The following is a 24,346-nucleotide window of genomic DNA, read 5'->3' as shown; positions in this document are numbered from 1 at the left end:
GCTCCGATCATGCGTCGAATTACCTCGTGTTGAAAGGGATCCTCGGTCGAGATAAAGAGACGTTATTGCAGCTGGTGAATCTGGCGATCAGCCACCCTGATGCGATATCGTTGCGTCAGGAGTGGCAGCGTGGCCTGTAGAGAGCTTATAAAATAATATGCGGCAGATAGCGTGACATGTCCTGTGTCACTTTGGATATATCTTCACGAATGGAAATGCCGCCCGGTTTATCATCGACCAGCCAACTGCCGATCAGGGTGTAGTAATCGCCGAATTTAGGCAGTGGGTGATAGGCCTGATAAATGACCCCTTCGTCGCCATAAGGTCCCTCGGTTCTCAGTGTCTGCCGCCCGTTTTGAACGATCTCTATATTGGCTCCTTCACGGGCAAAAATCGGCTTGATGACATAGTCCTTCAGGTTGCTGAGCTTCCGATCATCGGGGAAGTAGGTAGGTAGAAGGTTGGGGTGGCCTTCGAACTTTTGCCACAGCAATGGTAACAGGGCTTTGTTGCTCAGGATTGATTTCCACATTGGTTCAAGCCAGTTCACTTTGGCGTCTGTCAGGTTGTTTGCGTACTCCTCACGGAACATAAACTCCCACGGGTAGAGCTTGAACATCCAGCGGATCGGACGATCTTTGATGTCGGTAAACTCATTTTTACCATTCAGGCCGATATCTTCAACATGGACAAAGGCGGTCGAGAGCCCGGCCTCTTTGGCGCAATCTTCCAGATATTGCACGGTACCACGGTCTTCTTCGGTGTCTTTGCAACAGGAAAAGTGCAATGTCTGTCCCGGTTGTACGTTTGACAGTTCCTTAAAGCGGTTGATCAGCAGTTCTTGCAACAGGTTAAATTGATCGGCATCACGTCTGAGCGTGCCGCTTTTAACCTGATCTTCTAGCCACAGCCATTGCCAGAAGCCAGTTTCATACAAAGACGTCGGTGTATCAGCATTGTTTTCATACAGTTTGGCGTGGCCTGTGCCGTCGTAGGCAAAATCTAACCGGGAATAGAGTGATGGTTCTTTGCGCTGCCAGGAATCAAGTACGTTTTGCCACATCATTTCCGGGATCTGAAATTTCTGTAGCCAGTATTCATCGCGTACAACCGTATCGACCACATCCAGACACATCTGGTGGATTTCTTCGGTCGGATCTTCGAGATCCCGCTCGATTTGCTCTAAAGTGAATTGATAATAGGCCGTTTCATCCCAGTAAGGATCGTCGTACATGGAATGAAAGCCGAATCCAAATTCTGCCGCAACCTCACGCCAATGTTTGCGTTCCTTACAATCAATTCTGAGCATGGTTTTCTGTCCTTATCGTGCTGCTATCAAAGAGGAAATATGACATTTTTTACGCCTGTTAGGGTAAAAGATTGAGCATTGTGTGAGGATGATAATATTGTATTATTTCAAATAAGTAATGCGAAACTGAGTGGCTGCCGTTTTAATGGCCTGATGAGTAATTTCAATTGATTATATCTTACGCTATAACAGGGTAGATACTTTCCGATACGGCCTGTTTGCGAAGCTCTGTTGCATGTCGGGTTGTAATGGTACGGTGAATTTTAATCAAACAGGCTTTAATTATGCTTAATTTAGATTTCAGCAAACGCGTTGTTATTGATACGAATCAGATAGACTGGGTTTCCAGCCCTTCTGCGGGGGTGCTTCGTAAACCACTTGCTCGTACCGATGAGGAGGCCGGTCATGTAACGAGCATTGTGCAATATGGTAAAGGAGCCAGTTTTAGCGTCCACAAGCATCCAAAGGGTGAAGAAATCTTTGTCTTGGATGGCGTATTTTCTGATGAAACGGGCGATTATAAAAAAGGCACCTATATCCGTAATCCGCCAGGAAGCCATCATACGCCTTTTAGCAAACTAGGCTGCATCATCTTTGTAAAACTCAATCAATTTAGAGTCGGTGACAATAAACAGGTACGCATTGATACCTCCACAATGCCCTGGTTGCCTGGGATCGGTGGACTGCAAGTCATGCCGCTCCACGAATTTGAGCACGAACATGTCGCGCTGGTTAAGTGGCCGGCCAACGAGACGTTTCAACCACACCGACACTTTGGAGGCGAAGAAATCTTGGTTTTATCGGGCGAATTTCAAGATGAACATGGCCGCTATCCCGCGAATACCTGGATACGAAGCCCGCATATGAGTGAACATGATCCTTTCGTAACCCAAGAAACGGTTATTCTGGTTAAGACCGGGCATTTACCCATACCGGGTTAGTTCAACGGCTGTTTTTAAGACATAAAATAATCTAGCCAGGTTGTGGTAATACTATGAAACCGTCGTGATCAGACGACCATCTTTTTACCCTTTGGTTCTGCTAGATCAAACTGGTCAGCATTTCATCTGAATAGTTCACCAATTCAATACCTTCACGTACTCTGGCGACATAATCCGGGTTTGCGATGAAAGGGCGACCTATCGCAATCAAATCAAACTTATCATCGGCAATTGCGGTGCTAGCGGCTTCAGCCGTATAGCTTCCGACGCCCACTAACGTTTTACGGTAATTAGCCCGCACGTAACTTGATGCTCGGCCACCGAGATAATCAAACTCCATGCTGTCGTCAAAAATACCGATATGCAGGAATGCTAAGTCTCGGCGTTCAAGCTCTGCCAACAGATAATCAAATACGTCACGGTCACGGTTATCGCCAGCCATATTAAAATAGGCGCCAGGACTTAACCGAAGTGCCGTTCTTTCATTTCCGATACGCTCAGCAACAGCATCAACCACAGCTAAGGAAAATCGAGACATATTTTCAGCGTTGCCGCCGTATTTATCGGTGCGTCGGTTGCTGTCATGGTGCAAGAACTGATCGATAAGATAGCCATTTGCGCCATGGATCTCGACACCATCAAATCCCGCATCGATAGCATTGCTGGCAGCCTGAGCATAATCCTGCACAAGTTGCGCAATATCATCATGGGTGACAGCTTTAGGCACTTGATATGTCAATTCGCGCATTCTCGGTACACTGCCTTCAACAGCGACAGCGGAAGGTGCCATGACTTCACCGTCACCAAAAAAGTGAGGGTGGGCAACACGGCCGGTATGCCACAACTGGGCAAAAATCTTACCGCCGTTGTGATGCACGGTATCCGTTACTTTGCGCCAGCCATTGATTTGAGCTGCCGTAAATAGACCGGGGATGTTTGGATAACCTTGACCATCGGGGCGAATAATCACCGCTTCTGAAATAATTAAACCTGCTTCGGCTCGACGACCATAATATTCAGCCATAGCTTGTGTTGGTACTAGCTCGCCGTCGGCCATGCACCGGGTTAGTGGCGCCATTAAGATCCGATTATTTAGGCTAATAGTGCTATTTAAAGCATAAGGTTGGAATAGGTTATCAGTCATAGCGACCTCTCTTTCTTGAATGTTCATTCAAGATGCCTTTTCTTGAGCGATCATTCAAGTGTTATTTTGAACACACATTCAATTTTAAGTACAATCAAATCAGATAAGGCTAAAAGTGTGGAAAAAGCGATGAGAAATGCAGAGTTTGATCGAGAAAAAGTACTGCGATCTGCCATGATCGCTTTTATGCATAAAGGTTACGGCAAAACCAGTATGCAGGATTTGACTAAGGCGACGGGATTACATCCGGGCTCAATCTATTGTGCTTTTGACAATAAACGTGGCCTGTTACTGGCAGCTTTAGAACAATATAGACAAGATAGGAATACTGAATTTCAAGGTTTTTTTTCAGGCTCACAACCGGTATTAGTCGAGCTGAAAAACTACCTGAATAGTATCGTTAAAAAGTGCCAGAGCTGCGACGCTGCCCAAGCTTGTCTTCTCACGAAAGCACTCAATGAAGTGGGCGAGCAAGATGCGGAAGTTCAAGACATGATCTCTGAAAGCTTAGCGAATTGGCAGCAAGCCTTAACCGATAAGTTTGAGCAAGCAAAATCAACTGGTGAACTGACGACGCAGAGAGAAAGCGCTGATTTAGCACGCTATTTTGTGATGGGAATATATGGCCTGAGAACATTTGCTTATACCCATCCGCAAGGCGAAGTGTTACAACAATTGGCCGATCAGCTGTATCAAGATGTCTGTGCTTGATCGTCGGTCGTTGGAATATCCCAGTCACAATGGCTTAGTCTATTGATAGCCGGCAGCTAATTATTGCTCTGGTCATGGCTTTCAGGGAATATAAATTATTTGTCTATTTAACATTGAGAGTGCTATGGATCCTTCTGTTTTAATCATATTTATACCGACCTTCTTTGCGGTGTCAGCCACGCCGGGACTTTGTATGACCCTGGCGATGACCTTGGGTATGACTATTGGCGTTCGTCGGAGCTTGTGGATGATGGCGGGTGAGCTAGTTGGTGTTGCCTTAGTTTCCATATCAGCATTGATCGGCGTCGCAACGATTTTGCTGGCCCGTCCTAACATCTTTCTGGCGTTGAAATACCTAGGCGGAGCCTACTTGCTTTTCCTGGGGATTCAGATGTGGCGTTCACGCGGAAAAATGGCTATTCCGGCCGACTTGGATAATCAGGTCAACGTTACGCCGATTGCGTTGATCACTCAGGGATTTGTTACCGCTATTGCCAATCCGAAAGCGTGGGCGTTTATGATTTCACTGCTGCCTCCGTTTATCGATGCGAGTCTGCCGCTGCGTCCGCAGGCCACCATTCTGATTAGTGTGATCTTGTGTTTTGAATTGATCTGTATGCTGCTTTACGCCACTGGCGGTCGCACCCTGCGCGGCCTGCTCCAACAAAGAGGCAATGTCATGCTGATGAATAGGATTGCGGGAAGCCTCATGATGGGTGTGAGCGTATGGTTGGTATTCGGTTAACAAAACAACAATGGAACTTGATTATGGGTAAGGTAGTGAAGGTGTTCAAGGCAATGAGAACAGGCTGAGCATCCTTAAATGACAGCGAGTCCTGTATGCGAAGTGGCTAGCAAGGCAAAAGAATGGATACGTTTGTGCCGTAAACTGGACCTTCTAACAAGCTAACCTGATGTTAGTAAGCTTCGTGAAATTTCTTTTTTGACCTATATCTCATTTATGCCCAACACTAATTTACTTAGTTAACGATAGGCGTATTATTTAAACATTCAAAAAAATGAAGATTTAAGTGTGACCGAGAAGTACATCAAAAAAGAAGGGGCCGCAGTCATTAATATTGCCCGATATCTGATGTCTCAAAAAGAAGGTGCTCGTTTACGTACTATTGACTCGTTGGCTGAAGAATTTGAACTGTCGGTTGGCTTAGTCCAAAAAGCCCTGAAAAAAATTGAAGCGGAAGGCGTGATAGCGCTTTCGAGACAAGGCCGAAATGGTACTTATATCTCTCATTTGGACAGTGAAAAAATTGTTCGCCTGGCGGGGCTTGGTAATGTCGTATGTGCTATGCCGTTACCTTATACCAAGCATACCGAGGGATTAGCCAGCGGATTAAAGACTCAGATAGGCGGTTTGCCGTTGTATTTCGCCCACATGCGAGGTGCCGGGGTCAGAGCGAAATTGTTAAGCTCCGGCGTGCATGACATTGCCATTATGTCGAAGCTTGCTGCACAGAATTACTGCGACGGTTTAACCATTGCCGTTGATTTGGGAGAAAATTCCTATTCACATGATCACAGGGTGATTTACCGTAAGGGTGAATATGATGCCATCCGGCGTGTCGGTGTCGATCCGGATTCACCTGACCAGCAGATCCTGACCAGGCAGGCTTTGCAGGATCAAGACATTGAAATTGTCGAAATCAATTACGGTGACAGTCTGGCCCATTTAGCCTGTGGGGAAATAGATGCGGTGATTTGGCTGACGGAAGCCATCGATATGGATAAATTCGGACTTGCTGAAAAGTCACTAAACCATATCTCCCACTGTGAAATGGCCTCTGAAGCGGTACTACTGGTTCGGAATGAGGCACTGCATATTAAAGCGCTCTTGAGAAATCTGATCGACAAGGATGCTCTGAACACTCACCAGAAAAAAGTCGTGGCAGGCGAGATAACGCCGAGCTATTAGCAAAGATGCGGAGGAAGAATGCAGCAAAGGTTAGCGTTACTTAAGGAGGCTGGGGTGATATCCCAAGTTGCTCATGACGGAACGGTAAAAGCCGTCGAGTTGCTGGTTTCTGAATGGCAGCTGGACACATCAGCAGAGCAATTACAGCTAGCCATGACCCACCTCGCTCGGGCGACGGATCGTATTCTTTCCGGCGAACCAATCGAACACGGGCTGGACGAGGAGCTTCTTGCAGAAATTACCGGTGATGATGACTTCCCGCTGATCGAGGCGACGAACAGCGCAATCCTTGACGGCTTTGGGATAGAGCTGGCCCCGGATACGGAAAACTCATTCTTTCTTTGCAACCTGTTCTCGCTCTACTGTGCGAAATAAACCGTAACGGGAAAAGAGGCCAATATGATTGACGACAGCGGTTACACCTATGTTCACGAACATCTGCATATTGATTTATCACCGCAAAAAGGTGACATCGATTGCAGGCTAGATCAGTACGATCTGATCAAAGAAGAGCTGTTGCAACTCAAGTTACGCGGTGTATTTAATATCGTAGAAGTGACTAATCGTTTTATGGGCAGAAATCATCATTTTATTGAAGATTTAGCGGTTGATACCGGAATGAATATTCTGCTCTCTACCGGCTACTACATTGATGGTTTTTTCCCACCCGAATTGCACTCTCGGTCGGCGCGGGAGATCAGCAGCGAGATGGTGGGTGAAATCGAAAACGGTATTGCCGGAAGCGGCATGAAAGCCAGCTTGATCGGTGAAATCGGCAGCAGTGAAAACACGTTTACCGATATAGAGAAAAAAGTCTTTGAAGCCGCCGCCTATGCCCATCTGGAGACCGGGCGCCCAATCTCCACTCACCAGTCGATGAGTTCAATGGGCCGCCAGCAGGTTATGTGGCTAAAGCAATATGGCGTCAACATGAATAACGTGACGATTGGTCACTGCGATCTGAAAGACAACCTTGATGACATTGTCTGGCTCATCGATCAGGGCTGTTACGTGCAGTTCGACACGATCGGAAAAAATGACTATTACCCAGACACCAGACGGTTAGACATGTTGCAAGTGCTGTCTGAACGCGGTTATTTAGAGCGGGTCATGCTTTCCATGGACATAACCCGGCGGTCCCACCTTAAAGAAAATGGCGGTCTTGGATTTTGCTATCTGGTGGATGCATTCATCCCGATGTTACGCGAGCGGGGCATTAGCCAGCAAGAAATAGACACCATGCTAAAACACAATCCCAGTCAGCTATTTGGCTAAATAAAGAGGTTAGCGTATGAAACGAATCGGTATTGCGGGTCTGCAGCGTGAGCAGATAAAAGAGCAAATTGACGCCGCCGCCCCCGGTGTTTTTAACTGTCACATCCTGAACGACATGGATGCAGCGATGCAAGTGAAATCCGGCCAGCTGGATTATTACATCGGTTGCTGTAACACGGGGGCAGGCGCGGCACTATCAATGGCTATCGCCATCATTGGTTATCCGCAGAGCTGCACCATAGCTAAGCCATCCATTCAGGCCAAGTCAGACGAGATCGAGCGCTTTGTCGATGAGGGTAAGGTGGCTTTCGGACTTTCCATTGAGCATGTCGAACACGCCATTCCCATGCTCATTTCTATCCTATCTAAGAAGTAAGGACATAACATGGATGTTGCACATTTAGCGTTAGTTGCATCGCTCTGTGCCATGACAGCAATAATTGCCAACATGAGCGCAGCAGTATTCCACGATGGTATCCGCCCCATTCTTCCTCAGCTTGTTGAGGGTAACATGACAAGGCGAGATGCGGGTTCTGTTGCATTCGGCTTGTCTATCGGCTTTGTTGCCTCGGTGGGAATTTCATTCACCCTTTCGACCGGTTTACTCAACCCTTGGTTACTCTTTTTACCGACAGATATTCTGGGCGTGATGATCGGCAGCCGGGTACTGGCCGGACTGGCCGGTGGTTTGTGGGGGATATTGGTGGTCACATCGCTTACGGCAGTCAATACCGTATTAACCGGATTGCCGGTCGATGCCTTAGGTGCACTGGCCGAGCTGGGTACACCGGTAATGTCGGCGTTTGCTCTGTTCCCGTTGCTTGCCATTTTTTATCAATTTGGCTGGCGCGCCGGGGCTGTGGCAGCAGTCGTCATTATTATTTCCCGCTTGTTGGTCATGAAATATACGGCGATATATCCTGAATCCATCCAGATTTTCATTGGTATGGTCATGTTGGTCGCTACCGCAATCCGCAAAGATCTGGCTGACAGGAAAAACGGGATATCACCCCCCGATATGTCAGGTATGCACAGCCTGTTTGATGAGCGTACCAAGCGCATCGTCAAAAACCTGCCTTTCCTTGCCGTTACCGGTGCCCTGATTGCCGCAGTGGCGAACGCAGGTATTTTTGCAGGCTCGGAAGTGTCGATCTACTCACTGGCCGAAGCATACAAGCTGACTGATCCGGTTGCTCAAGATGCGGCGATGAAGCAGGTAGCACTGTCTGAGTTTATGCGCGGTCTTGGCTTTGTCCCGCTGATTGCGACCACGGCGCTTACGACAGGGGTTTACGGTGTCGTCGGAATGACCTTTGTCTTCGTTGCTGGCTACCTTGCTCCAAGTGTTCCCGTTGCAGCGGCATTGGGTGGCGTTATTATTTGTGTTGAAGTCTTCCTGTTGCGGGGGATCGGTGGCTTCCTGGAGCAATTCCCTTCTATCCGTAACTCTTCAGATAACATCCGTAATTCAATGAATACCTTAATGGAGTTTGCATTGTTGATCGGTGGCGTACTGGCTGTGATGAAAATGGGTTCTACAACCGGATTCACCATCTTCGCCATCCTCTACTACCTCAACGAAGTTATGGGCCGACCAATACTCAAAATAGCAGCGCCTGCAGTTGCGGCTATCCTGACAGGTTTCATTCTCAACGTACTGTATGTACTGGGGATCTTTGCAATTTAATCCAAAATAAGAGTTCGCTCACCTCCCCCCTAAGCAACAACGGGCGGACTCTTATCCTCTTAAGAAGGTTTTCTTTATGTTTCTGAATGCCTTAAAAAAGCAGAACCAGGCACTTATAGATACGGCTACCGACTATTTAAATCAAGGCTTGCTACTACCTGATACCTATGTCATTGACGTTGATCAGTTCACGGCTAATGCTAACCTCATCAAGGCCAGAGCGGACGAGTTGGGTATTAAGCTTTATGCCATGACCAAGCAGATCGGGCGCAACCCAGAGCTTGCCAGGATCTTGGTGGAAGAGTGCCAGTATCAAGGTATCGTCTGCGTAGATTTTAAGGAAGCTCGACAACTTGCCCTCGCCGGAATCAAGGTGGCCCATACCGGACATCTCGTGCAGCCGCCAAGCAATATGGTTCCTGAAATGGTTGCAGATATCAGGCCTGAGGTGATCACCGTCTACTCGCTGGAAAAGGCGCGGGAAATATCTGCAGCGGCAGTCAATGCAAACAGAACACAAGGAATTTTGCTTAAGTTTTACCGGTTGGATGATCACTTATATGTAAATCAAGAATCAGGTTTTCCTTTCGAACTGCTGGAACAGGTTCTGGCAGCGATAACCGCTTTACCAAACCTCAAGCTCGTTGGTTTAACGCATTTCCCTTGCTTCTTATACAACACTGAAACTAACACCACTCAGCCCACGGTAAATCTGATCACTTTGAGGTTAGCGGCGAATAAGGCTGAATCATTGGGATATGACGTTGAACAATTAAACGGCCCATCGTCGACAAGCTGTGAGACGCTTCCCATGCTGGCGGAGTTCGGGGGGACGCACGGTGAACCCGGGCATGCACTGACCGGTACGACACCTGCCAATCATGATGGCAGCCAGCCTGAAAAGATTGCGATGCTCTATCTTAGTGAGGTTTCACATCACTACGAAGAGAATAGTTACTGCTACGGTGGTGGTTATTACCGCCGGGGAAATCTTACTTCGGCATTGGTTTGGCAATCTCAAGAAGACCAACCCGAGCAGGAGGTGATGGTGGCCGTTAGCAATGACGACGATTCAAGTATCGATTATCACCTGAAGCTAGAAGGGAAATTTGCTATTGGCTCACCGGTAGTCATGGCGTTTCGTACTCAGATTTTCGTTACCCGCAGTGATGTTGCATTGATTTCCGGAATCTCGCAGGGTACCCCGCGATTAGTGGGTATTTATAACTCTTTAGGTAATGAGGTGTCGTGTGGCTAGATTTATCGTGGTGGTTTTAGATGGTTTCGGTGTCGGCGAAATGCCGGATGTTACCGAGGTGCGTCCTCAGGATACCGGTGCAAATACGGCCGAGAAATTGCTCAATCACTTTCCGCTTAAAATGTTACCGACGCTTGAAAAACTGGGGCTGGTCAATGTTGTGGGCGCGACTAAATCGGTCATGAAGGCAAATCCTGATGCGAACTGGGGCCATGCCTGGCTTGCTCATGAAGGTGGAGACACTTTTATGGGGCACCAGGAAATCATGGGCACCCTTCCCAAACCGCCTGTTGTCATGCCGTTTCAGCAGTCGATTGATGCTATCGAACAGGCATTATTGGCGAAAAACTATCAGGTTAAGCGGTTGGTAAAAAATGGTTTGCAGGCGCTGATAATAAATGATTGCGTCGTGGTGGGTGATAACCTCGAAGCCGATTTAGGCCAGGTGTACAACCTGACAGCAAACTTCTCTCAGATCAGTTTCGATCAGGTCAGGCAGATTGGTCAGGTGGTGCGCTCGGCCAATGGTGTCGGCCGCAATATTGCCTTCGGTGGTTTTGTGAATTCAATGCAGCAAATCGTTGATGCCATCGAAACCAAGGCTGATCCCAACGGGGAAGTTACATACATCGGCGTTAACGCGCCAGATTCCGGTACTTATGACAACGGATTTCAGGTGGTCCATTTGGGCTATGGCGTAGATGCCGCGACACAGGTTCCGCAAAAACTGAGCGAAGTGGGTATCCACACTTACTTGTACGGCAAGGTTGCCGATATTGTCCAGAATGAAGCCGGAACCTCTTACCTTTCTGTGGTCGACACTGAGAAGGTGTTTGAGCTACTGCATCAGGATTTACAGCAACGTACAACAGGCTTTTTCTGCGCCAATATCCAAGAGACAGATTTATCCGGACATCTGCAGGACCCGCGTCAGTACTGGAAAATACTTGAGAAATCAGACAAGGGATTAGAGCGGGTCATCGGGCTTATGGGAAGCGATGATGTATTAGTGGTAATGGCTGATCACGGCAATGACCCATTCATCGGTCATACCCGGCATACCCGGGAACAGGTGCCCTTACTGGTATACCACAACCAGACTCACGGCGTTGAACTGGGGACAAGAACCACACTTGCCGATGTGGGAGCCAGTGTCACGGCATTTTTTGGTGCGGAGTTGCCCGTGAGCGGTAGCTCGTTCTTATCTCTTATTAAATAGAAGTCTATAACAGGAAAATGTCAGAGAACGTTTATTAGCCACATAAATGCTATCGGCTGCAACGTCTTTGCCAAGCTAAAAATTTAGTTCCTAATGATTTTTATTGGGAATAACACCTGGGTCTCTAGGCCCTAATTTAATGCAACACCAATGACAAGGATAGAACATTGAAAACACATATTAAAGCAGTATCAGCTGCCGTCATTTTAGGGTTGTCTTCCCCCGCGTTTGCCGCAGAGGGCGGGATGCAAGCTTTTCTTGATTCGCTGCGTGACTTTGAGTCTGGTATTAATCCGGCGCTCGCTGGCTTCTACCTGGATAATTTAGATAACCCAGTCTACACCTACTCCAAAGTAACTAAGCCTGGTCGCCTGGTGCGAGATTGTTCTACCGGAACGATGATCTCGGAGCCAACAACCATCAACGGCTTTTTCACTAAGCTGGGGATTGACACCATTTATAACCCGCTGACTCCCAACGACAGCGCCATGTTCCGTTCTATGCAATACAACTCAATGAATGCATGGGGATTTATCGGGTATCAACTCGGTGAGGCCGTGCTGATCGATGCGGGTTACTATAGTCCGAAAGAAGTTACCATCGAAGGCAAAAACTATGACAGCTTCTACATGTTCGTTCCTGATTCGACCTGGATCGGCTGTAAAACAGAAGCGCTAGCTGAAATCGAGGGATCTGGTGGCAATCAAGTCTATGTCACGGATACCAACTTATGGGAAGGAACCTTTGTTGGTAAAAACGGTGTGAATTCGCTTGATGACTTGCGTTCGCAGGCTAAGCAGGAGCTGGTAATACGTGATGCGATGCATTTTAACTACAAAGTGATGAGCAAGCTGCTTGCTGATGCCAACATGACATGGGCGCAGGCGCTGGCAAAAAGTTGGCCTGATAAAGACGAAAACGGCCAGCCAATCCAAGTGCAAGCGACTATGTCAGGGCTTCTGGCAGCCTCCCACCTTCGTGGGGCGTGGGGAACTGCCGCTTTGTTAACCAAAGACCAAATTACCTGTGATGAACTGGGTACCTGCATTACCAAATACGTGCACAAGTTCGGCGGCTACGACACCTTGTTCGATGTCCCTGGAAACAGCACAACGCATGGTTCCACATATAATGAAGTGTTGACCGCAGGGTGGGGCAGTGACACTGTGATCACCGGCGGCGGCAAAGACCAGATTCTACTGAATGAAGAAACAGGCTCTGTCACAACGGTTGCTGACTTTACTGTCGGTGATGATCTGATTGTACTTCGAGGATGGCAGGCTGCTGATCCGCTGGCATCACTGACAATTTCAGACATGGCAGGTGATACCGAGCTGCAATTTTCCGGGCAGAGTGTGGTGCTAAAAGGTTTATCAGCCGCGGCAGTTACTGCAAATCCAGCAGCCGTTATCGCTAAGTCGGATACTTATGTTCTGGCATGGAATACCGGAAAGCAAGTGGTGCAGGACTTTGACCCGGCCGTTGATAAAATCGAAGGCAGTGCCGGTATCGGATTCAAACACCTCAAGGCCTACGAGACAGCAACATCAATCATCATTGGCCCACAAGCAGAAGATGGCGGCATATATGCGTCTTACGAATTAGTTGGCCTGACTCTTGCCGACATTAATGCAGAGATGTTTACTAACGTCACGGGTGGCTATGATCGTCTCGGCTACATTGTTCCACTCAACCACATTAACTGGGGTTGGAACATGGAATTGGTCGTAAATACTTTCGACACGGCCAAGACTGTTTTGACAGTACCAAGCAATCAGCCAGTACCATTTTCTGCAGTCAAATTGACCCAAGAAGGGGCTGACACGGTGCTCACGTTGACCGAACCGTATGCAAAGGGTGATAAGAAAAGAATCGTACTGAAAAATACTGATGTTAAAACCCTGAGTGCATCAAACTTTGCAGGTTTTAGCGGTGATTTCACTGAAGTTACCACTGATATCTCTGTGATGTTTGAAATCAGTGCCACGGTCAACGGTGCTGGTGGTATTATTTCTCCGACACCAGATGCAAACGGTCTGCTACAAGCCAAAGGCGGAACAGATTTTACTGTCAACTTCATTGCCGACAGTGGATTTAAAGTGAAATCTATTGTGGTAGACGGTGTTACACAGCCAGTCGCTAACAGCTATACCTTCACGGCAGTCAGTGCGTCATCTGTACTGGTGGTCAGCTTTGAAGCTGGGCAGTTGTCAACATGCCCTGCACCATGGGTTAAAGGTACTGTCTATAATGGCGGCGATCAGGTGAGCTATCAGGGTAATATCTATCAGGCTAAATGGTGGACGGATAATAACCAGCCTGATGCGGGTGGTCCATGGGCGCTTGTTAAAGCTTGCAGCTAATCTATAATTGACAAAAATGGCAGCAGAGATGCTGCCTCTGAATAGAAGTCCTCAGCCGAAAGGTTGAGGATTTTTTTGTTTCAGCATCATATTAATATTTATAAGTTGTTCTCAACTCGAACTCCATCTGCCTACTGGTAGTATTTGCGAACCCGTTAAATATCGAGTGATTCAGTATTGCACCGAAGTTAAGCTCGAGGTAGCGATGAATAGAGGAGAGGTTCTTTTTTAACTCAGGATTTTGAAGTGGTTTGGTATAAAGCTAGCTAAAGTATTGCAAGTGAGAGATATTACAACTAGCAGATATTAAATAACTCGATTAAGCAGAGACAAACTTATGAATGGTACCAACCGCTCAGATATACAAGCAGGATTAGAGGTTCAAATTGTATTGAAAAAAGATCAACGTACAGGAAGTCTCACCAAGGGAGTCGTGAAAGATATTCTAACCAAGTCATCAACACATCCCCATGGTATTAAGGTTAGGTTAGAAAGCGGTGACGTCGGTCGGGTAAAAGAAATTTTAGATTAAGCATGAGTCATGAAAACGGGTCGCCTAACGATGATTAACTTTTCTGTCATTGATGGCGGATATTTATAGCCTCTACAGAAGCCGCCCACCATTTGATGAGCAACGAGTACATAAAAAAGGAGGCCTGTTAAACAGACCTCCTTAATAGTTAGTTTGAGTTATTTATCCAGCGTTATCGCCGGTTGGCCATGCGTTTGAATTGATGGCGCCGGCCGCGAATTGTCATGCCCATACGGATGATATTTTCTGGCACAGCGATACCACCATATCCACCATCACCGATATGAATAATGTCAGCTCCCGCTCCTTTCGATGCCATCGCGACTTGTTCTATATAGCTTTCTGATGCACCTTCTTGAGATGTACCAATTGCTAATAGACCAAGCATTCCAGCATTGTGAACAGCATCCATCATCTGATGGGCTATTTCAGGTGAAACACTAGGTGTTGTATAAGGCGCAGGGAACATCATGATGTCAGCACCAGCCTCAGCAAAATCGCTAACAATGTCTAAGTTATAGTCGTTACCAACTCCACCACCGTGCATTTTGCCTGCGATGATGACGATGTTCTGCGACACTTCGCGACATAAGCGAATTGCATCTAGAATGGTTTCTTGTGACACATTCATTCCCGGGTTACCCGTTAACATAATGTAGTTCATGCCTAACTCAACAGCTTGCTCTACCGTTTCACGAGTCACTGAACGGCCGACCGCAATATCGGTAAACCCGGCCGGTACCGGCTCTAGGTTACACCCGATTAGGCGGCCGGTTAAATCACGTAATTCTTCAATAGTGAAATGGTCCTTAACGCCATGGCTACCGGCCCCGGACACTTCTGCTCGAGGGTGAAAGATATCCAGGCAGTTAAGGGTGATCATATCAGCACCGAATGCGGCCGCAATTTCAGCACCTGAGACGAGATCTAGGGGGGGAGCCACAGATACAACGTTCTCAACCATCATGGTGCGACCTTCAGAGAGCTTGATACACTCAACAATTTCGGTGCGAGTCATGCTGTTTACATCATGACTCGTTAAATCAAAAATACGCTTTTTCATTTCAGTTGCCTTATACGTTTTCTAGCCGACGGTGAATAGCAATGATCTCATTCGCCATATCGCGGCATAGCATTGCAGTCATAATGTGGTCTTGAATGTGAGTAAGGATAAGAGTCATTGTGACCTTACCTTCACCTTCATCGAAACCAATTAAGCCTGTTTGCGTCTTATGTACTTCGGTAAGCGCTTCTTCCGCTGCGACCAGCATCGCCTCAGAACGCTCAAAGTTACCGCCTCGGGCCTCTCCCATCGCTTGCATCACAGCTGAACGTGCTTCACCTGCTTTGCAAAGTAATGTCATCAGAAACTCTTCAGTAATATCTTCTTGAGTATTAATTTCGAAAGTCATGATTAAGCCTTTACTGGTTCAGCTGTTGGTTGTTGTTCTTCTTCAGCATTTGCCTTCTCTTCGAGAAGCAATTGCTTTTCATGCACTTTGAAGAACGGATAGAAAACAACCATGCTCACAAGTACACAAACCCCAACCAAAATCGCCGCTGTACCGGAGTTTGTCGCGATAACCGCACCGATAGGCGCAGGCATAGTCCATGGTGGAAGTGCAACAATTTTAGATACAATCTCAGTCTTAAAGGCCAGCCACACAATACAGGTATTAATCATTGGCGAAAGCATCCAAGGGATGAAATAGTTCGGGTTCATTACAATAGGCGTACCAAAAATAACCGGCTCGTTGATATTGAAGCTGCCAGGAATGATTGACATCTTTCCGATTACGTTCAGGTGTGTCGCCTTTGAGCGCATCATTAGTACAACGAGGCCCCAAGTACCACCGGCACCACCAACAAAGACAAAGAAATCAAGTAACGGGTTAACGAAAATCTTCGGTATCTCAAGACCAGCGGCAAGCGCATCTTGGTTCATACCAAGGTTGACCAGTAAGATTGGACCCAAGATACCACTAACCACAACGGCTGAACCGTGAATACCGGCGAACCAAAGTAGCTGAATCATAACAACGGCAAGTAGACATGCCAAGAACGAGTCTGATGCTGAGACTAATGGTTTGAATAACTCCATAACCGCAGATGGAATCGTCAGGTCGTAACTACCAAGCACTGCATTAAGACTTGGGATCAACACTGAGAGAATGACGATTGGAATTAGCAGGTCAAATGATGCGGCGATTTTTTCAGGCACCGCTTCAGGAAGCTTAAGACTGATCTTTTTATCACGCAAGAAGCGCTGTAGCTCGGGCACAAACAAACCAGCCATGATTGCGGTGAATGCACCAGTACCACCTAGGTAAGCCGCTGGTATCACGCCACCCACACCCTCAACGGATTGCAGGGGAGCTGCCGCCAAAAGGAAGGTGAATAATGAGAGTAAACCAGAGTTTTGCGCGCGCAGCCCATACGATTCTGCCAAACTAAAGCCGATACCAAATGCGGCATATAGAGCAAATATACCCATACTGACTTGGAACGGTGTCAGTATATTATCTCGACCAATCATCTCCATAAGGGAGTGCCAGCCATTGAGGAAAAAGTTATCTCCCGGCGGCGGGAAAGCTAATACCAAAAGCAAAGAACCCACAATCAAAAACGGCATTGTTGCCACGAAACCATCTTTTATTGCATTAATATGCCGCTGGGTTGAAACTTTCGCCGCAACAGGTGCGACGACATTTTCAACGAAGCCCATAATTCCATTTAGTACAGACATGAATTAACTCCTAATCACTTGTTATTCATAGATTTATAAAGATTAACTGCTTGGTCAAGAACTACATCACCTTTCATCATGCCGTAGGTCATCATGTCGATAAGGCCACAAGCTTTACCGTTTTCTTCAGCGCGTTTCTTGAATTCTTCAAATTGGAACTTAACTTGCGGTGCTACCAAACAAACATCGTTTTCTGCCAGTGATGCTTCAAATTCAGACACTGAATAAGCATTAATAGAGCAATCAATGTTCTGTTTATCAGCAGATTCACGCATTTTTTTTACAAGCATGCTGGTTGACATCCCAGCAGCACAGCATAGAAAAATCTTCATATTTTTACCCTTTAAACTTATTTCACCCCGAAAATTTAGATCCCGATAATAGTATTCATTTGGATGAAATATATTGTGCAAACTCACATCTTTTAAATATTCATTTTTTTGATGACAAAAAAGACATTTATTTGCGACGCAATTAGAATTATCAATGCGCCTGGTGCAAGCAGAGATGAAGAGATATGAAGTTCGTCACTTTTCTTTGGCGGCCTTTTTTCAATGCTTTTGGTATTAGCGCAGTCACAAGCTAAGCTGCCTTAAATGAAGGAGAGATATTTTTCAGTACACGGTAACTTTAATATGTGGATTATCAGTTACATCCGCCATTAAAGTATCGGTCTCATTAAATGAAATGGTTATCACTTCTTCGTGGTAAATTGATAAGTAAGCTGGTATGACTACTTTTTTATTCGCAAGCTACATGATGCTATCTTATTGATAGGTGTCTCATTTGTGTTCGGCGCTAATGGATTCAATCTGCGATAGGCGTATTATTAAAACTTTCAGAAAGATGAAGGTTTAGGCATGCCTAAAATATATATAAAAAAAGAAGGTACCGCAGTCATTAATATCGCCCGATATCTGATGTCTCTAAAAGAAGGTGCTCGTTTACGTACTATTGATTCGTTAGCAGAAGAGTTCGGGCTGTCGGTTGGCTTAGTTCAAAAAGCGCTGAAAAAAATTGAAGCTGATGGTGTGATAGCGCTTTCGAGACAAGGTCGTAATGGTACTTATATTTCTCGCTTAGACAGCGAAGAGATAGTTCGTCTGGCAGGGCTGGGTAACGTTGTATGTGCCATGCCGCTGCCTTACACCAAGCATTACGAGGGACTGGCCAGTGGATTAAAAGTCCAGATGGGCCGTTTACCGTTGTACTTCGCTCACATGCGAGGTGCCGGGGTCAGAGCAAAATTGTTAAGTTCCGGCGTGCATGATATCGCGATTATGTCGAAGCTTGCAGCGCAGAATTACAGCGACGGTTTGACGGTTGCCGTTAATTTGGGAAAGAACTCCTATTCGAATGATCACCGGATGATTTACCGTAAGGGTGAATATGGTGCCATCCGTCGTATTGGTGTTGATCCGGATTCTCCAGATCAGCAGATCCTGACCAAGCAGGCTTTCCCAGACCAAGATATTGAAATTATTGAAATTAATTACGGTGATAGTTTGGCCCATTTGGCCAGTAGGGATATAGATGCAGTAATTTGGCTGACGGAAGCCATAGACATGGATAAGTTCGGTCTGGAAGAAAAGTCACTTAGCCATCTCCCCGAGTGTGAAATGGCCTCTGAGGCGGTACTACTGGTCCGAAATGAGGCTGTGTACATTAAAACACTCTTGAGAAACCTAATTGACAGGGATGCGCTGATCACTCACCAGAAAAAAGTCGTGGCAGGCGAGATAACGCCGAGCTATTAGCGAAATATACAGTGGTGTAAAGAGAGATCAACATGATTGACGACAGCGGTTACACCTATGTTCACGAACATTTGCATATTGATTTATCACCGCAAAAAGGCGATAGCGACTGCAGGCTGGATCAGTACGATCTGATCAAAAAAGAGCTGTTGCAACTCAAGTCACGCGGTGTATTTAATATCGTTGAAGTGACTAATCGCTTTATGGGGCGTAACCCTCGTTTTATTGAAGATTTAGCAAATGATACCGGAATGAATATCTTGCTCTCTACCGGCTATTACATTGAAGGCTTTTTCCCTCCCGAGCTATACACCAAGTCGGCACGGGAGATCGGCCGCGAGATGGTGGATGAAATCGAAAACGGTATTGCCGGAAGCGGCATGAAAGCCAGCTTGATCGGTGAAATCGGCAGCAGTGAGAACACGTTTACCGATATAGAGAAAAAAGTCTTTGAAGCCGCCGCCTATGCCCACCTGAAAACCGGCTGCCCAATTTCCACTCACCAGTCGATGAGTTCAATGGGCCGCCAGCAGGTAATGTGGCTAAAGCAATATGGCGTCAACATGAATAACGTGACGATTGGTCACTGCGATCTGAAAGACAACCTTGATGACATTGTCTGGCTCATCGATCAGGGCTGTTACGTGCAGTTCGACACGATCGGAAAAAACAGCTATTACCCAGATACCAAACGGTTAGACATGCTGGAAGTGTTGTCTGAGCGCGGTTATTTAGAGCGGGTCATGCTTTCCATGGACATCACTCGTCGTTCTCACTTGAAAGAAAATGGCGGCCTTGGCTTTTGCTATCTGATGGATGAATTTGTTCCCACGCTACGCGAGCGTGGCATTAGTCAGCAAGGGATAGACACCATGCTAAAACACAATCCAAGTAAGCTATTTGGCTAAATCAAGAGGTTAGGATATGAAACGAATCGGTATTGCGGGTCTGCAGCGTGAACAGATAAAAGAGCAAATTGATGCTGTCGCACCCGGTGTTTTTAATTGTCATATCCTGAACGACATGGATGCAGCCATGCAGGTGAAATCGGGCCTGCTGGATTATTACATCGGTTGCTGTAACACAGGAGCAGGTGCAGCATTGTCGATGGCAATCGCTATCATTGGTTACCCGCAGAGCTGCACCATAGCCAAGCCATCTATTCAGGCTAAACAAGACGAAATCGAGCGCTTTGTCGATGAGGGCAAGGTGGCTTTCGGACTTTCCATTGAGCATATTGAACACGCGATTCCCATGCTCATTTCTATCCTCTCCAAGAAGTAAGGACATAACATGGATGTTATGCACATAGGTTTAGTCGCACTGCTCTGTGCCATGACTGCCGTTATCGCCAACATGAGTGCAGCAGTATTCCACGACGGGATCCGCCCCATGCTACCTCAAGTTGCGGATGGTAATATGACAAGGCGTGATGCGGGCTCTACCGCATTTGGCTTGTCTATTGGTTTTGTTGTGTCGGTGGGAATTACATTCACCCTTTCGACCGGCTTACTTAACCCTTGGTTACTCTTTTTACCGACAGATGTTCTGGGCGTGATGATCGGTAACCGGGTACTTGCCGGAGTGGCTGGTGGCTTGTGGGGGATCTTGGTGGTCACATCGCTCACGGTAGTCAATAGCGTATTGGCCGGGTTGCCGATTGATGTCTTGGGTGCCTTGGCCGAGCTGGGTACGCCGGTGATGTCGGCGTTTGCTCTGTTCCCGTTGCTCGCGATTTTCTATCAGTTTGGCTGGCGAGCCGGGGTGGCGGCAGCCGCTGTTGTTATCATTTCCCGCCTACTGGTCATCAAATTCACCGCGATATACCCTGAACCGATCCAGATCTTGATTGGTATGGTCATGTTAGTGGCGAGTGCTATCCGCAAAGATCTGACTGATAGGAAAAAGGGTATTTCACCGCCCGATATGTCAGGTATGCACAGCCTGTTTGACGAGCGTAAAAGGGCAATCGTCAAAAACCTGCCTCTCCTTGCCGTTGCCGGTGCTCTGATTGCTGCAGTGGCGAACGCCGGTATTTTTGCCGGCTCGGAAGTATCCATTTACTCACTGGGCGAAGTGTACAAACAGACAGATCCTATTGCTTATGACGCCGCGATGGAGCGGGTAGCACTGTCGGAGTTTATGCGTGGTCTCGCATTTCTCCCGCTGATCGCGACCACGGCGCTTACGACAGGGATTTACGGTGTGGTCGGAATGTCTTTTGTGTTTGTTGCCGGCTACCTTGCTCCGAGTGTCCCCGTTGCAGCGGCATTGGGTGGCGTTATTATTTGTGTTGAAGTCCTGCTGTTGCGGAAGATCAGCGGCTTCCTCGAGCAGTTTCCGTCCATCCGCAATTCCTCAGACAACATCCGTAACTCAATGAATACTTTAATGGAGTTTGCATTATTGATTGGCGGCGTACTGGCAGTAATGAAAATGGGCTCCACAACCGGATTCACCATCTTCGCTATCCTTTATTATTTCAATGAGGCGATGGGCCGGCCTGTACTCAAAATCGCAGCTCCGGTCGCTGCGGCCATCCTGACAGGTTTCATCCTGAATATACTGTATGTACTGGGATTGTTTGCGATTTAACAAGAATAATTAGCATTAATACATTCATTGATCTACAAACAATATTATATGGACAGGAAGCTGTGTATTCCCACTCAGAAGCACCATACGACTCCCCTTAGTTCAGTTGGGAGAACGGTGGATGAATATTTAACAATATAATTTATAAGGAAAGAATAATGGCATTTTTATTACTGGGACTGCTTCTGTTTATCGCCATCCATCTTTTGCCCACGATGACAGGTCCTAGGCAGCTACTGATTGACCGGTTGGGAAGAATGCCCTACTTGGCGTTATTTTCCGCTATTTCGGTGATTGCTTTACTGCTGATCTTTCATGGCTTTGCTCTGGCTCCCAAAGATCAGCTGTGGGTGCCGCTGTCTTTTTCCCGGCCGCTTGCCCACGCTCTGATGCCTGTTGTTTTTATTTTATTAACTGCTGCCTATTTAGATACCCATATACGCGCTAAGCTAAAACACCCGATGTTAATCGCCACCTGCATTTGGGCCTTCGTTCATTTTCTGGCCAATGGTGATCTGGCTTCCACCCTGCTATTTAGCGGTTTCTTTATCTATGCCCTGATTGATATCTTTCTGGCTAAGCCGAGAAGTAGTCTGGTGCCAAAGGGCAAACCAAAGGCGTGGTTTGACGTCATCGCAGTGGTGGTCGGGTTGATCCTCTTTGGCCTGGTGCTTCGTGGTCATCAGACCCTGTTTGGTGTTGCTGTTATCGGCTGATCGTCAAATACTCAAGAGGCCGCAAGATAGCGGCCTGTCGATTGTGTTGTTCGCTGTTATGCTGTAATAACGACACAGTTCTTTCCCTAGTGTTGAAACGAGAGACTCCCAAAAGGAGACTGAGAAGATTACGAACTTGTGGCTGCCGAGCGCCATTCCATCTCCCCACACTCTATACTCAACAAAAACGATGGGGGAATCAGGATGTACAAAGCACTGTTTTTTGATCTCAGCGGGGTATTGTATGTTGGCACCCAAGCAGTACCCGGTGCCGTAGAAGCAATAAAGCGCGCCCAAGCCAGTGATCTTGAGGTCCGTTTTGTCACCAACACCTCCCGTAAGACCTGCATCCAGATCTATGACGATCTCATTGCCCTGGGATTTGACATCGATCTGCGACAGATCTACACCGCTCCCGCCGCCGTCAAGGCACTGCTACAGCAACGCAACTGGCGTCCCTACTGTCTGATCCACAAAAATATCCGGTCTGAATTTGCCGATCTTGAGCAAAGCCGTCCGAATGCGGTGGTTATTGGCGATGCTGAAGATGGTTTTTGCTATGAGACACTGGATCATGCGTTTCAGCTCTGCCAAAACGGCGCAACGCTGATCGGCATTGGCCGTAACCGGTATTTCAAGCTCGGTGGTCAGCTGCATCTGGATGCCGGCCCTTTTATCCACGCCATTGAATACGCTGCCACCACCGAAGCACTTATTGTCGGTAAGCCGTCCGCTGAATTTTTTAACCAGATAGTGGCGACGACAACGGCTGCTGCTGACGAAATATTGATGGTGGGTGATGATATTTTCGGTGACGTTGAAGGCGCTCTGAATGCCGGGCTACAAGCTTGCCTGGTGAAAACAGGCAAGTACCAGCAGGGCGATGAAAACTTGCTTGCCAGACAATTTCTATGTGTTGACTCTGTAATGGAGGCAGTCGATATAGCCCTTAACAACTCAGACGATATAAGTCAGTAGAAGTGAGCTGAGAGGAATGAAAGGCCTTTTCAAATATGGGTGAGTAAGCACTAGGGTGCAATACAATTGCGGTAATCTTGAAAGCATAAAGCCAGCTTCAATGCTGGCTTTATATCTCGTGAGTTGTAACGCTGAAAATTATCCCCCCCAGCTTTTACTGCCGCTGGACGATTTGCTCCAGCTCGATTTTGCCGACACGGTTGACCCAAATCCCCCCCGAGAAATAGTACGGTTTACCGTTGGCTTGGGCTTCATTTGATCTTTAGATACCCGAACCTTGGTTTTCTTATAGCTGCTTTTACCGTAATCGTAACCGTCAGCTGTCGTCCAGCGGTCATAGAAAATACTACCCGGATAATTAGAGCGGAACATAGGCTGGGAATAGTAACCCCGGTTATTGTCCAGCATCCGACCAAACATAAAGCCAGCCATCGCCGGCATAAACCAGTTATTGTTGCGCGATTCTACACAGGCATTAGCCCCGAATTCGGCGATACAATCATTCTGCGTCGAGTATTTCGGTGCCGTGCGCTCTGCTTCTTGTAATGCATTCTGGTAGGCGGCTTGACATTCACTGCTGTAATTTGGGTTATCATCAATACAGTCATCTAAGCCCTGATAAATAGAAGCTTCACTACTATTGTCACTGCATCCTGAGAGAACAGCACCTGCAAACGCAACGGTGATCGGCGTAACAGAGAACGTACGCCAATTTTTACGCATGCTTGCCAGTACAACCTGCTTACTTCGTTTCATCGCGGTGGCTCCTAGTAGGTCATACAAGCGGCATTTAGCAGGCCAACTGAAACAGAAGTGGCTGCCATCACGATACCCGCGGGGACTTCCCCGGCTTCAATGCGCTCTACAATCTTTGGCATAAAACCAAAGCGAATGATGATGAAAGCGATAAGTTGAGCAATAAGTGCCACGACACCCCAAACGGCAAAGTCGATTAAGTTGACTGAGTTACTGGCGGCGCTAGCAACAGCCAGAGAGTAGCCAATGATGGATCCAGACAGGGCGATGGCTGCGGAGATATTTTTCTCGTCTTTCACCAGTTTCCATTCGTCGTGGGGGGTAAAGCGCACGTAGACGAATTTAAACAGCAATAAGAAAACCAGAGACAGTGAGAAATACAGCAAAAAGGCACCAAGGCCTGCTAGAGAGTTCGCTAAAACATCCATG

The 24,346-nt window shown here is 47.1% G+C and carries 26 protein-coding genes; 18 read left to right on the top strand and 8 right to left on the bottom strand.

Features of this window, described 5'->3' with window-relative positions; translation table 11 throughout:
- Nucleotides 1-145: 145 nt before the first annotated feature.
- On the bottom strand, nucleotides 146-1,309 hold the full coding sequence (locus tag AC2204_RS12235) for a glutathionylspermidine synthase family protein (protein WP_318925817.1): 1,164 nt from the start codon (nucleotides 1,307-1,309) through the stop codon (nucleotides 146-148).
- A gap of 284 nt (nucleotides 1,310-1,593) precedes the next feature.
- Between AC2204_RS12235 and AC2204_RS12230 the strand changes: the two genes are divergently transcribed.
- On the top strand, nucleotides 1,594-2,250 hold the full coding sequence (locus AC2204_RS12230; RefSeq protein WP_318925816.1) for a cupin domain-containing protein: 657 nt from the start codon (nucleotides 1,594-1,596) through the stop codon (nucleotides 2,248-2,250).
- A gap of 100 nt (nucleotides 2,251-2,350) precedes the next feature.
- On the opposite strand, the gene AC2204_RS12225 is transcribed toward AC2204_RS12230, so the two are convergent.
- Nucleotides 2,351-3,394, bottom strand: a complete 1,044-nt coding sequence (locus AC2204_RS12225) for an alkene reductase (protein WP_318925815.1) — start codon at nucleotides 3,392-3,394, stop codon at nucleotides 2,351-2,353.
- 129 nt (nucleotides 3,395-3,523) lie between these two features.
- Here AC2204_RS12225 and AC2204_RS12220 point away from each other — a divergent pair, with 129 nt between their 5' ends.
- From AC2204_RS12220 to AC2204_RS12170, 11 genes are all read left to right on the top strand, one after another.
- A complete protein-coding gene (locus AC2204_RS12220) occupies nucleotides 3,524-4,105 on the top strand; it encodes a TetR/AcrR family transcriptional regulator (RefSeq protein ID WP_318925813.1) in 582 nt (193 codons plus the stop codon).
- A 124-nt stretch (nucleotides 4,106-4,229) separates the two neighbouring features.
- Nucleotides 4,230-4,850 (top strand): LysE family translocator, encoded by a 621-nt coding sequence (locus AC2204_RS12215; protein ID WP_318925812.1) that lies wholly within the window; start codon nucleotides 4,230-4,232, stop codon nucleotides 4,848-4,850.
- 288 nt (nucleotides 4,851-5,138) lie between these two features.
- Nucleotides 5,139-6,035, top strand: a complete 897-nt coding sequence (yhfZ, locus tag AC2204_RS12210; RefSeq protein WP_318925811.1) for a GntR family transcriptional regulator YhfZ — start codon at nucleotides 5,139-5,141, stop codon at nucleotides 6,033-6,035.
- Nucleotides 6,036-6,053: 18 nt separating this feature from the next.
- Entirely contained in the window at nucleotides 6,054-6,410 is a 357-nt protein-coding gene (locus tag AC2204_RS12205) for a hypothetical protein (protein WP_318925810.1), read from the top strand.
- A 24-nt stretch (nucleotides 6,411-6,434) separates the two neighbouring features.
- A complete protein-coding gene (locus AC2204_RS12200) occupies nucleotides 6,435-7,310 on the top strand; it encodes a phosphotriesterase family protein (protein WP_318925809.1) in 876 nt (291 codons plus the stop codon).
- Between the two features lie 16 nt (nucleotides 7,311-7,326).
- Nucleotides 7,327-7,686: a DUF2620 domain-containing protein gene (locus tag AC2204_RS12195; RefSeq protein WP_318925808.1), complete on the top strand. Its 360-nt coding sequence runs from the start codon at nucleotides 7,327-7,329 to the stop codon at nucleotides 7,684-7,686.
- Between the two features lie 9 nt (nucleotides 7,687-7,695).
- On the top strand, nucleotides 7,696-8,997 hold the full coding sequence (locus tag AC2204_RS12190; protein WP_318925806.1) for a YhfT family protein: 1,302 nt from the start codon (nucleotides 7,696-7,698) through the stop codon (nucleotides 8,995-8,997).
- 76 nt (nucleotides 8,998-9,073) lie between these two features.
- Nucleotides 9,074-10,255 (top strand): YhfX family PLP-dependent enzyme, encoded by a 1,182-nt coding sequence (locus AC2204_RS12185; protein ID WP_318925804.1) that lies wholly within the window; start codon nucleotides 9,074-9,076, stop codon nucleotides 10,253-10,255.
- Nucleotides 10,248-11,474: a phosphopentomutase gene (locus AC2204_RS12180; protein WP_318925802.1), complete on the top strand. Its 1,227-nt coding sequence runs from the start codon at nucleotides 10,248-10,250 to the stop codon at nucleotides 11,472-11,474. Before AC2204_RS12185 ends, AC2204_RS12180 begins: the two co-directional genes overlap by 8 nt.
- Nucleotides 11,475-11,641: 167 nt before the next feature.
- Nucleotides 11,642-13,837 carry a carbohydrate-binding protein gene (locus AC2204_RS12175; protein WP_413466696.1) on the top strand — a complete coding sequence of 732 codons (2,196 nt, stop codon included), beginning with the start codon at nucleotides 11,642-11,644 and terminating at the stop codon, nucleotides 13,835-13,837.
- Between the two features lie 337 nt (nucleotides 13,838-14,174).
- Nucleotides 14,175-14,369 (top strand): YwbE family protein, encoded by a 195-nt coding sequence (locus tag AC2204_RS12170; RefSeq protein WP_318925800.1) that lies wholly within the window; start codon nucleotides 14,175-14,177, stop codon nucleotides 14,367-14,369.
- A gap of 172 nt (nucleotides 14,370-14,541) precedes the next feature.
- Here AC2204_RS12170 and AC2204_RS12165 read toward each other — a convergent pair whose 3' ends face one another.
- From AC2204_RS12165 to AC2204_RS12150, 4 genes are read right to left on the bottom strand one after another with little or no spacing between them, the layout of a single operon-like run.
- Nucleotides 14,542-15,432 (bottom strand): DUF7916 family protein, encoded by an 891-nt coding sequence (locus AC2204_RS12165; RefSeq protein WP_318925798.1) that lies wholly within the window; start codon nucleotides 15,430-15,432, stop codon nucleotides 14,542-14,544.
- A 10-nt stretch (nucleotides 15,433-15,442) separates the two neighbouring features.
- Complete coding sequence (locus tag AC2204_RS12160; protein WP_318925796.1) at nucleotides 15,443-15,781, bottom strand: PTS lactose/cellobiose transporter subunit IIA; 339 nt, start codon at nucleotides 15,779-15,781, stop codon at nucleotides 15,443-15,445.
- A gap of 2 nt (nucleotides 15,782-15,783) precedes the next feature.
- Nucleotides 15,784-17,115, bottom strand: coding sequence for a PTS sugar transporter subunit IIC (locus AC2204_RS12155; RefSeq protein WP_318925795.1), 1,332 nt, complete (start codon nucleotides 17,113-17,115; stop codon nucleotides 15,784-15,786).
- Nucleotides 17,116-17,129: 14 nt separating this feature from the next.
- Entirely contained in the window at nucleotides 17,130-17,447 is a 318-nt protein-coding gene (locus AC2204_RS12150) for a PTS sugar transporter subunit IIB (RefSeq protein ID WP_318925794.1), read from the bottom strand.
- Between the two features lie 528 nt (nucleotides 17,448-17,975).
- Here AC2204_RS12150 and yhfZ (AC2204_RS12145) point away from each other — a divergent pair.
- The 6 genes from yhfZ (AC2204_RS12145) (at nucleotide 17,976) to AC2204_RS12120 (ending at nucleotide 23,161) form a co-directional block, all read left to right on the top strand.
- A complete protein-coding gene (yhfZ, locus tag AC2204_RS12145; RefSeq protein WP_318925793.1) occupies nucleotides 17,976-18,872 on the top strand; it encodes a GntR family transcriptional regulator YhfZ in 897 nt (298 codons plus the stop codon).
- A gap of 32 nt (nucleotides 18,873-18,904) precedes the next feature.
- Nucleotides 18,905-19,780 carry a phosphotriesterase family protein gene (locus tag AC2204_RS12140; protein WP_318925792.1) on the top strand — a complete coding sequence of 292 codons (876 nt, stop codon included), beginning with the start codon at nucleotides 18,905-18,907 and terminating at the stop codon, nucleotides 19,778-19,780.
- 16 nt (nucleotides 19,781-19,796) lie between these two features.
- Nucleotides 19,797-20,156, top strand: a complete 360-nt coding sequence (locus AC2204_RS12135; protein WP_318925791.1) for a DUF2620 domain-containing protein — start codon at nucleotides 19,797-19,799, stop codon at nucleotides 20,154-20,156.
- Nucleotides 20,157-20,165: 9 nt separating this feature from the next.
- Nucleotides 20,166-21,467 carry a YhfT family protein gene (locus tag AC2204_RS12130; protein ID WP_318925790.1) on the top strand — a complete coding sequence of 434 codons (1,302 nt, stop codon included), beginning with the start codon at nucleotides 20,166-20,168 and terminating at the stop codon, nucleotides 21,465-21,467.
- 158 nt (nucleotides 21,468-21,625) lie between these two features.
- On the top strand, nucleotides 21,626-22,183 hold the full coding sequence (locus tag AC2204_RS12125) for an NnrU family protein (RefSeq protein WP_318925789.1): 558 nt from the start codon (nucleotides 21,626-21,628) through the stop codon (nucleotides 22,181-22,183).
- Nucleotides 22,184-22,387: 204 nt separating this feature from the next.
- Nucleotides 22,388-23,161 carry a TIGR01458 family HAD-type hydrolase gene (locus AC2204_RS12120; protein WP_318925788.1) on the top strand — a complete coding sequence of 258 codons (774 nt, stop codon included), beginning with the start codon at nucleotides 22,388-22,390 and terminating at the stop codon, nucleotides 23,159-23,161.
- Between the two features lie 138 nt (nucleotides 23,162-23,299).
- Here AC2204_RS12120 and AC2204_RS12115 read toward each other — a convergent pair whose 3' ends face one another.
- Together AC2204_RS12115 and AC2204_RS12110 are read right to left on the bottom strand one after the other, a co-directional pair.
- Complete coding sequence (locus tag AC2204_RS12115; RefSeq protein ID WP_318925786.1) at nucleotides 23,300-23,917, bottom strand: DUF1190 family protein; 618 nt, start codon at nucleotides 23,915-23,917, stop codon at nucleotides 23,300-23,302.
- Between the two features lie 11 nt (nucleotides 23,918-23,928).
- The gene (locus AC2204_RS12110; RefSeq protein ID WP_318925785.1) at nucleotides 23,929-24,345 is read right to left on the bottom strand and encodes a DUF350 domain-containing protein; all 417 of its coding nucleotides are present in this window, start codon (nucleotides 24,343-24,345) and stop codon (nucleotides 23,929-23,931) included.
- Nucleotide 24,346 lies beyond the last annotated feature (1 nt).

The sequence above is a fragment of the Photobacterium sp. genome (assembly GCF_057456235.1).
The sequence above is the reverse complement of the archived record's forward strand: the minus strand, read 5'-3'. Positions and strand labels throughout refer to the sequence as shown.

What these genes read in the sequence shown, in the direction of transcription:
- yhfZ (WP_318925793.1), top strand. Translation starts at nt 17,976, where the DNA reads ATGCCTAAAATATATATAAAAAAAGAAGGTACCGCAGTCATTAATATC.
- AC2204_RS12235 (WP_318925817.1), bottom strand. Translation starts at nt 1,309, where the DNA reads ATGCTCAGAATTGATTGTAAGGAACGCAAACATTGGCGTGAGGTTGCG.
- AC2204_RS12195 (WP_318925808.1), top strand. Translation starts at nt 7,327, where the DNA reads ATGAAACGAATCGGTATTGCGGGTCTGCAGCGTGAGCAGATAAAAGAG.
- AC2204_RS12220 (WP_318925813.1), top strand. Translation starts at nt 3,524, where the DNA reads ATGAGAAATGCAGAGTTTGATCGAGAAAAAGTACTGCGATCTGCCATG.
- AC2204_RS12170 (WP_318925800.1), top strand. Translation starts at nt 14,175, where the DNA reads ATGAATGGTACCAACCGCTCAGATATACAAGCAGGATTAGAGGTTCAA.
- AC2204_RS12225 (WP_318925815.1), bottom strand. Translation starts at nt 3,394, where the DNA reads ATGACTGATAACCTATTCCAACCTTATGCTTTAAATAGCACTATTAGC.
- AC2204_RS12125 (WP_318925789.1), top strand. Translation starts at nt 21,626, where the DNA reads ATGGCATTTTTATTACTGGGACTGCTTCTGTTTATCGCCATCCATCTT.
- AC2204_RS12140 (WP_318925792.1), top strand. Translation starts at nt 18,905, where the DNA reads ATGATTGACGACAGCGGTTACACCTATGTTCACGAACATTTGCATATT.
- AC2204_RS12230 (WP_318925816.1), top strand. Translation starts at nt 1,594, where the DNA reads ATGCTTAATTTAGATTTCAGCAAACGCGTTGTTATTGATACGAATCAG.
- AC2204_RS12120 (WP_318925788.1), top strand. Translation starts at nt 22,388, where the DNA reads ATGTACAAAGCACTGTTTTTTGATCTCAGCGGGGTATTGTATGTTGGC.
- AC2204_RS12190 (WP_318925806.1), top strand. Translation starts at nt 7,696, where the DNA reads ATGGATGTTGCACATTTAGCGTTAGTTGCATCGCTCTGTGCCATGACA.
- AC2204_RS12165 (WP_318925798.1), bottom strand. Translation starts at nt 15,432, where the DNA reads ATGAAAAAGCGTATTTTTGATTTAACGAGTCATGATGTAAACAGCATG.
- AC2204_RS12115 (WP_318925786.1), bottom strand. Translation starts at nt 23,917, where the DNA reads ATGAAACGAAGTAAGCAGGTTGTACTGGCAAGCATGCGTAAAAATTGG.
- AC2204_RS12200 (WP_318925809.1), top strand. Translation starts at nt 6,435, where the DNA reads ATGATTGACGACAGCGGTTACACCTATGTTCACGAACATCTGCATATT.
- AC2204_RS12185 (WP_318925804.1), top strand. Translation starts at nt 9,074, where the DNA reads ATGTTTCTGAATGCCTTAAAAAAGCAGAACCAGGCACTTATAGATACG.
- AC2204_RS12155 (WP_318925795.1), bottom strand. Translation starts at nt 17,115, where the DNA reads ATGTCTGTACTAAATGGAATTATGGGCTTCGTTGAAAATGTCGTCGCA.
- AC2204_RS12215 (WP_318925812.1), top strand. Translation starts at nt 4,230, where the DNA reads ATGGATCCTTCTGTTTTAATCATATTTATACCGACCTTCTTTGCGGTG.
- AC2204_RS12130 (WP_318925790.1), top strand. Translation starts at nt 20,166, where the DNA reads ATGGATGTTATGCACATAGGTTTAGTCGCACTGCTCTGTGCCATGACT.
- AC2204_RS12160 (WP_318925796.1), bottom strand. Translation starts at nt 15,781, where the DNA reads ATGACTTTCGAAATTAATACTCAAGAAGATATTACTGAAGAGTTTCTG.
- AC2204_RS12150 (WP_318925794.1), bottom strand. Translation starts at nt 17,447, where the DNA reads ATGAAGATTTTTCTATGCTGTGCTGCTGGGATGTCAACCAGCATGCTT.
- AC2204_RS12205 (WP_318925810.1), top strand. Translation starts at nt 6,054, where the DNA reads ATGCAGCAAAGGTTAGCGTTACTTAAGGAGGCTGGGGTGATATCCCAA.
- AC2204_RS12110 (WP_318925785.1), bottom strand. Translation starts at nt 24,345, where the DNA reads ATGGATGTTTTAGCGAACTCTCTAGCAGGCCTTGGTGCCTTTTTGCTG.
- AC2204_RS12135 (WP_318925791.1), top strand. Translation starts at nt 19,797, where the DNA reads ATGAAACGAATCGGTATTGCGGGTCTGCAGCGTGAACAGATAAAAGAG.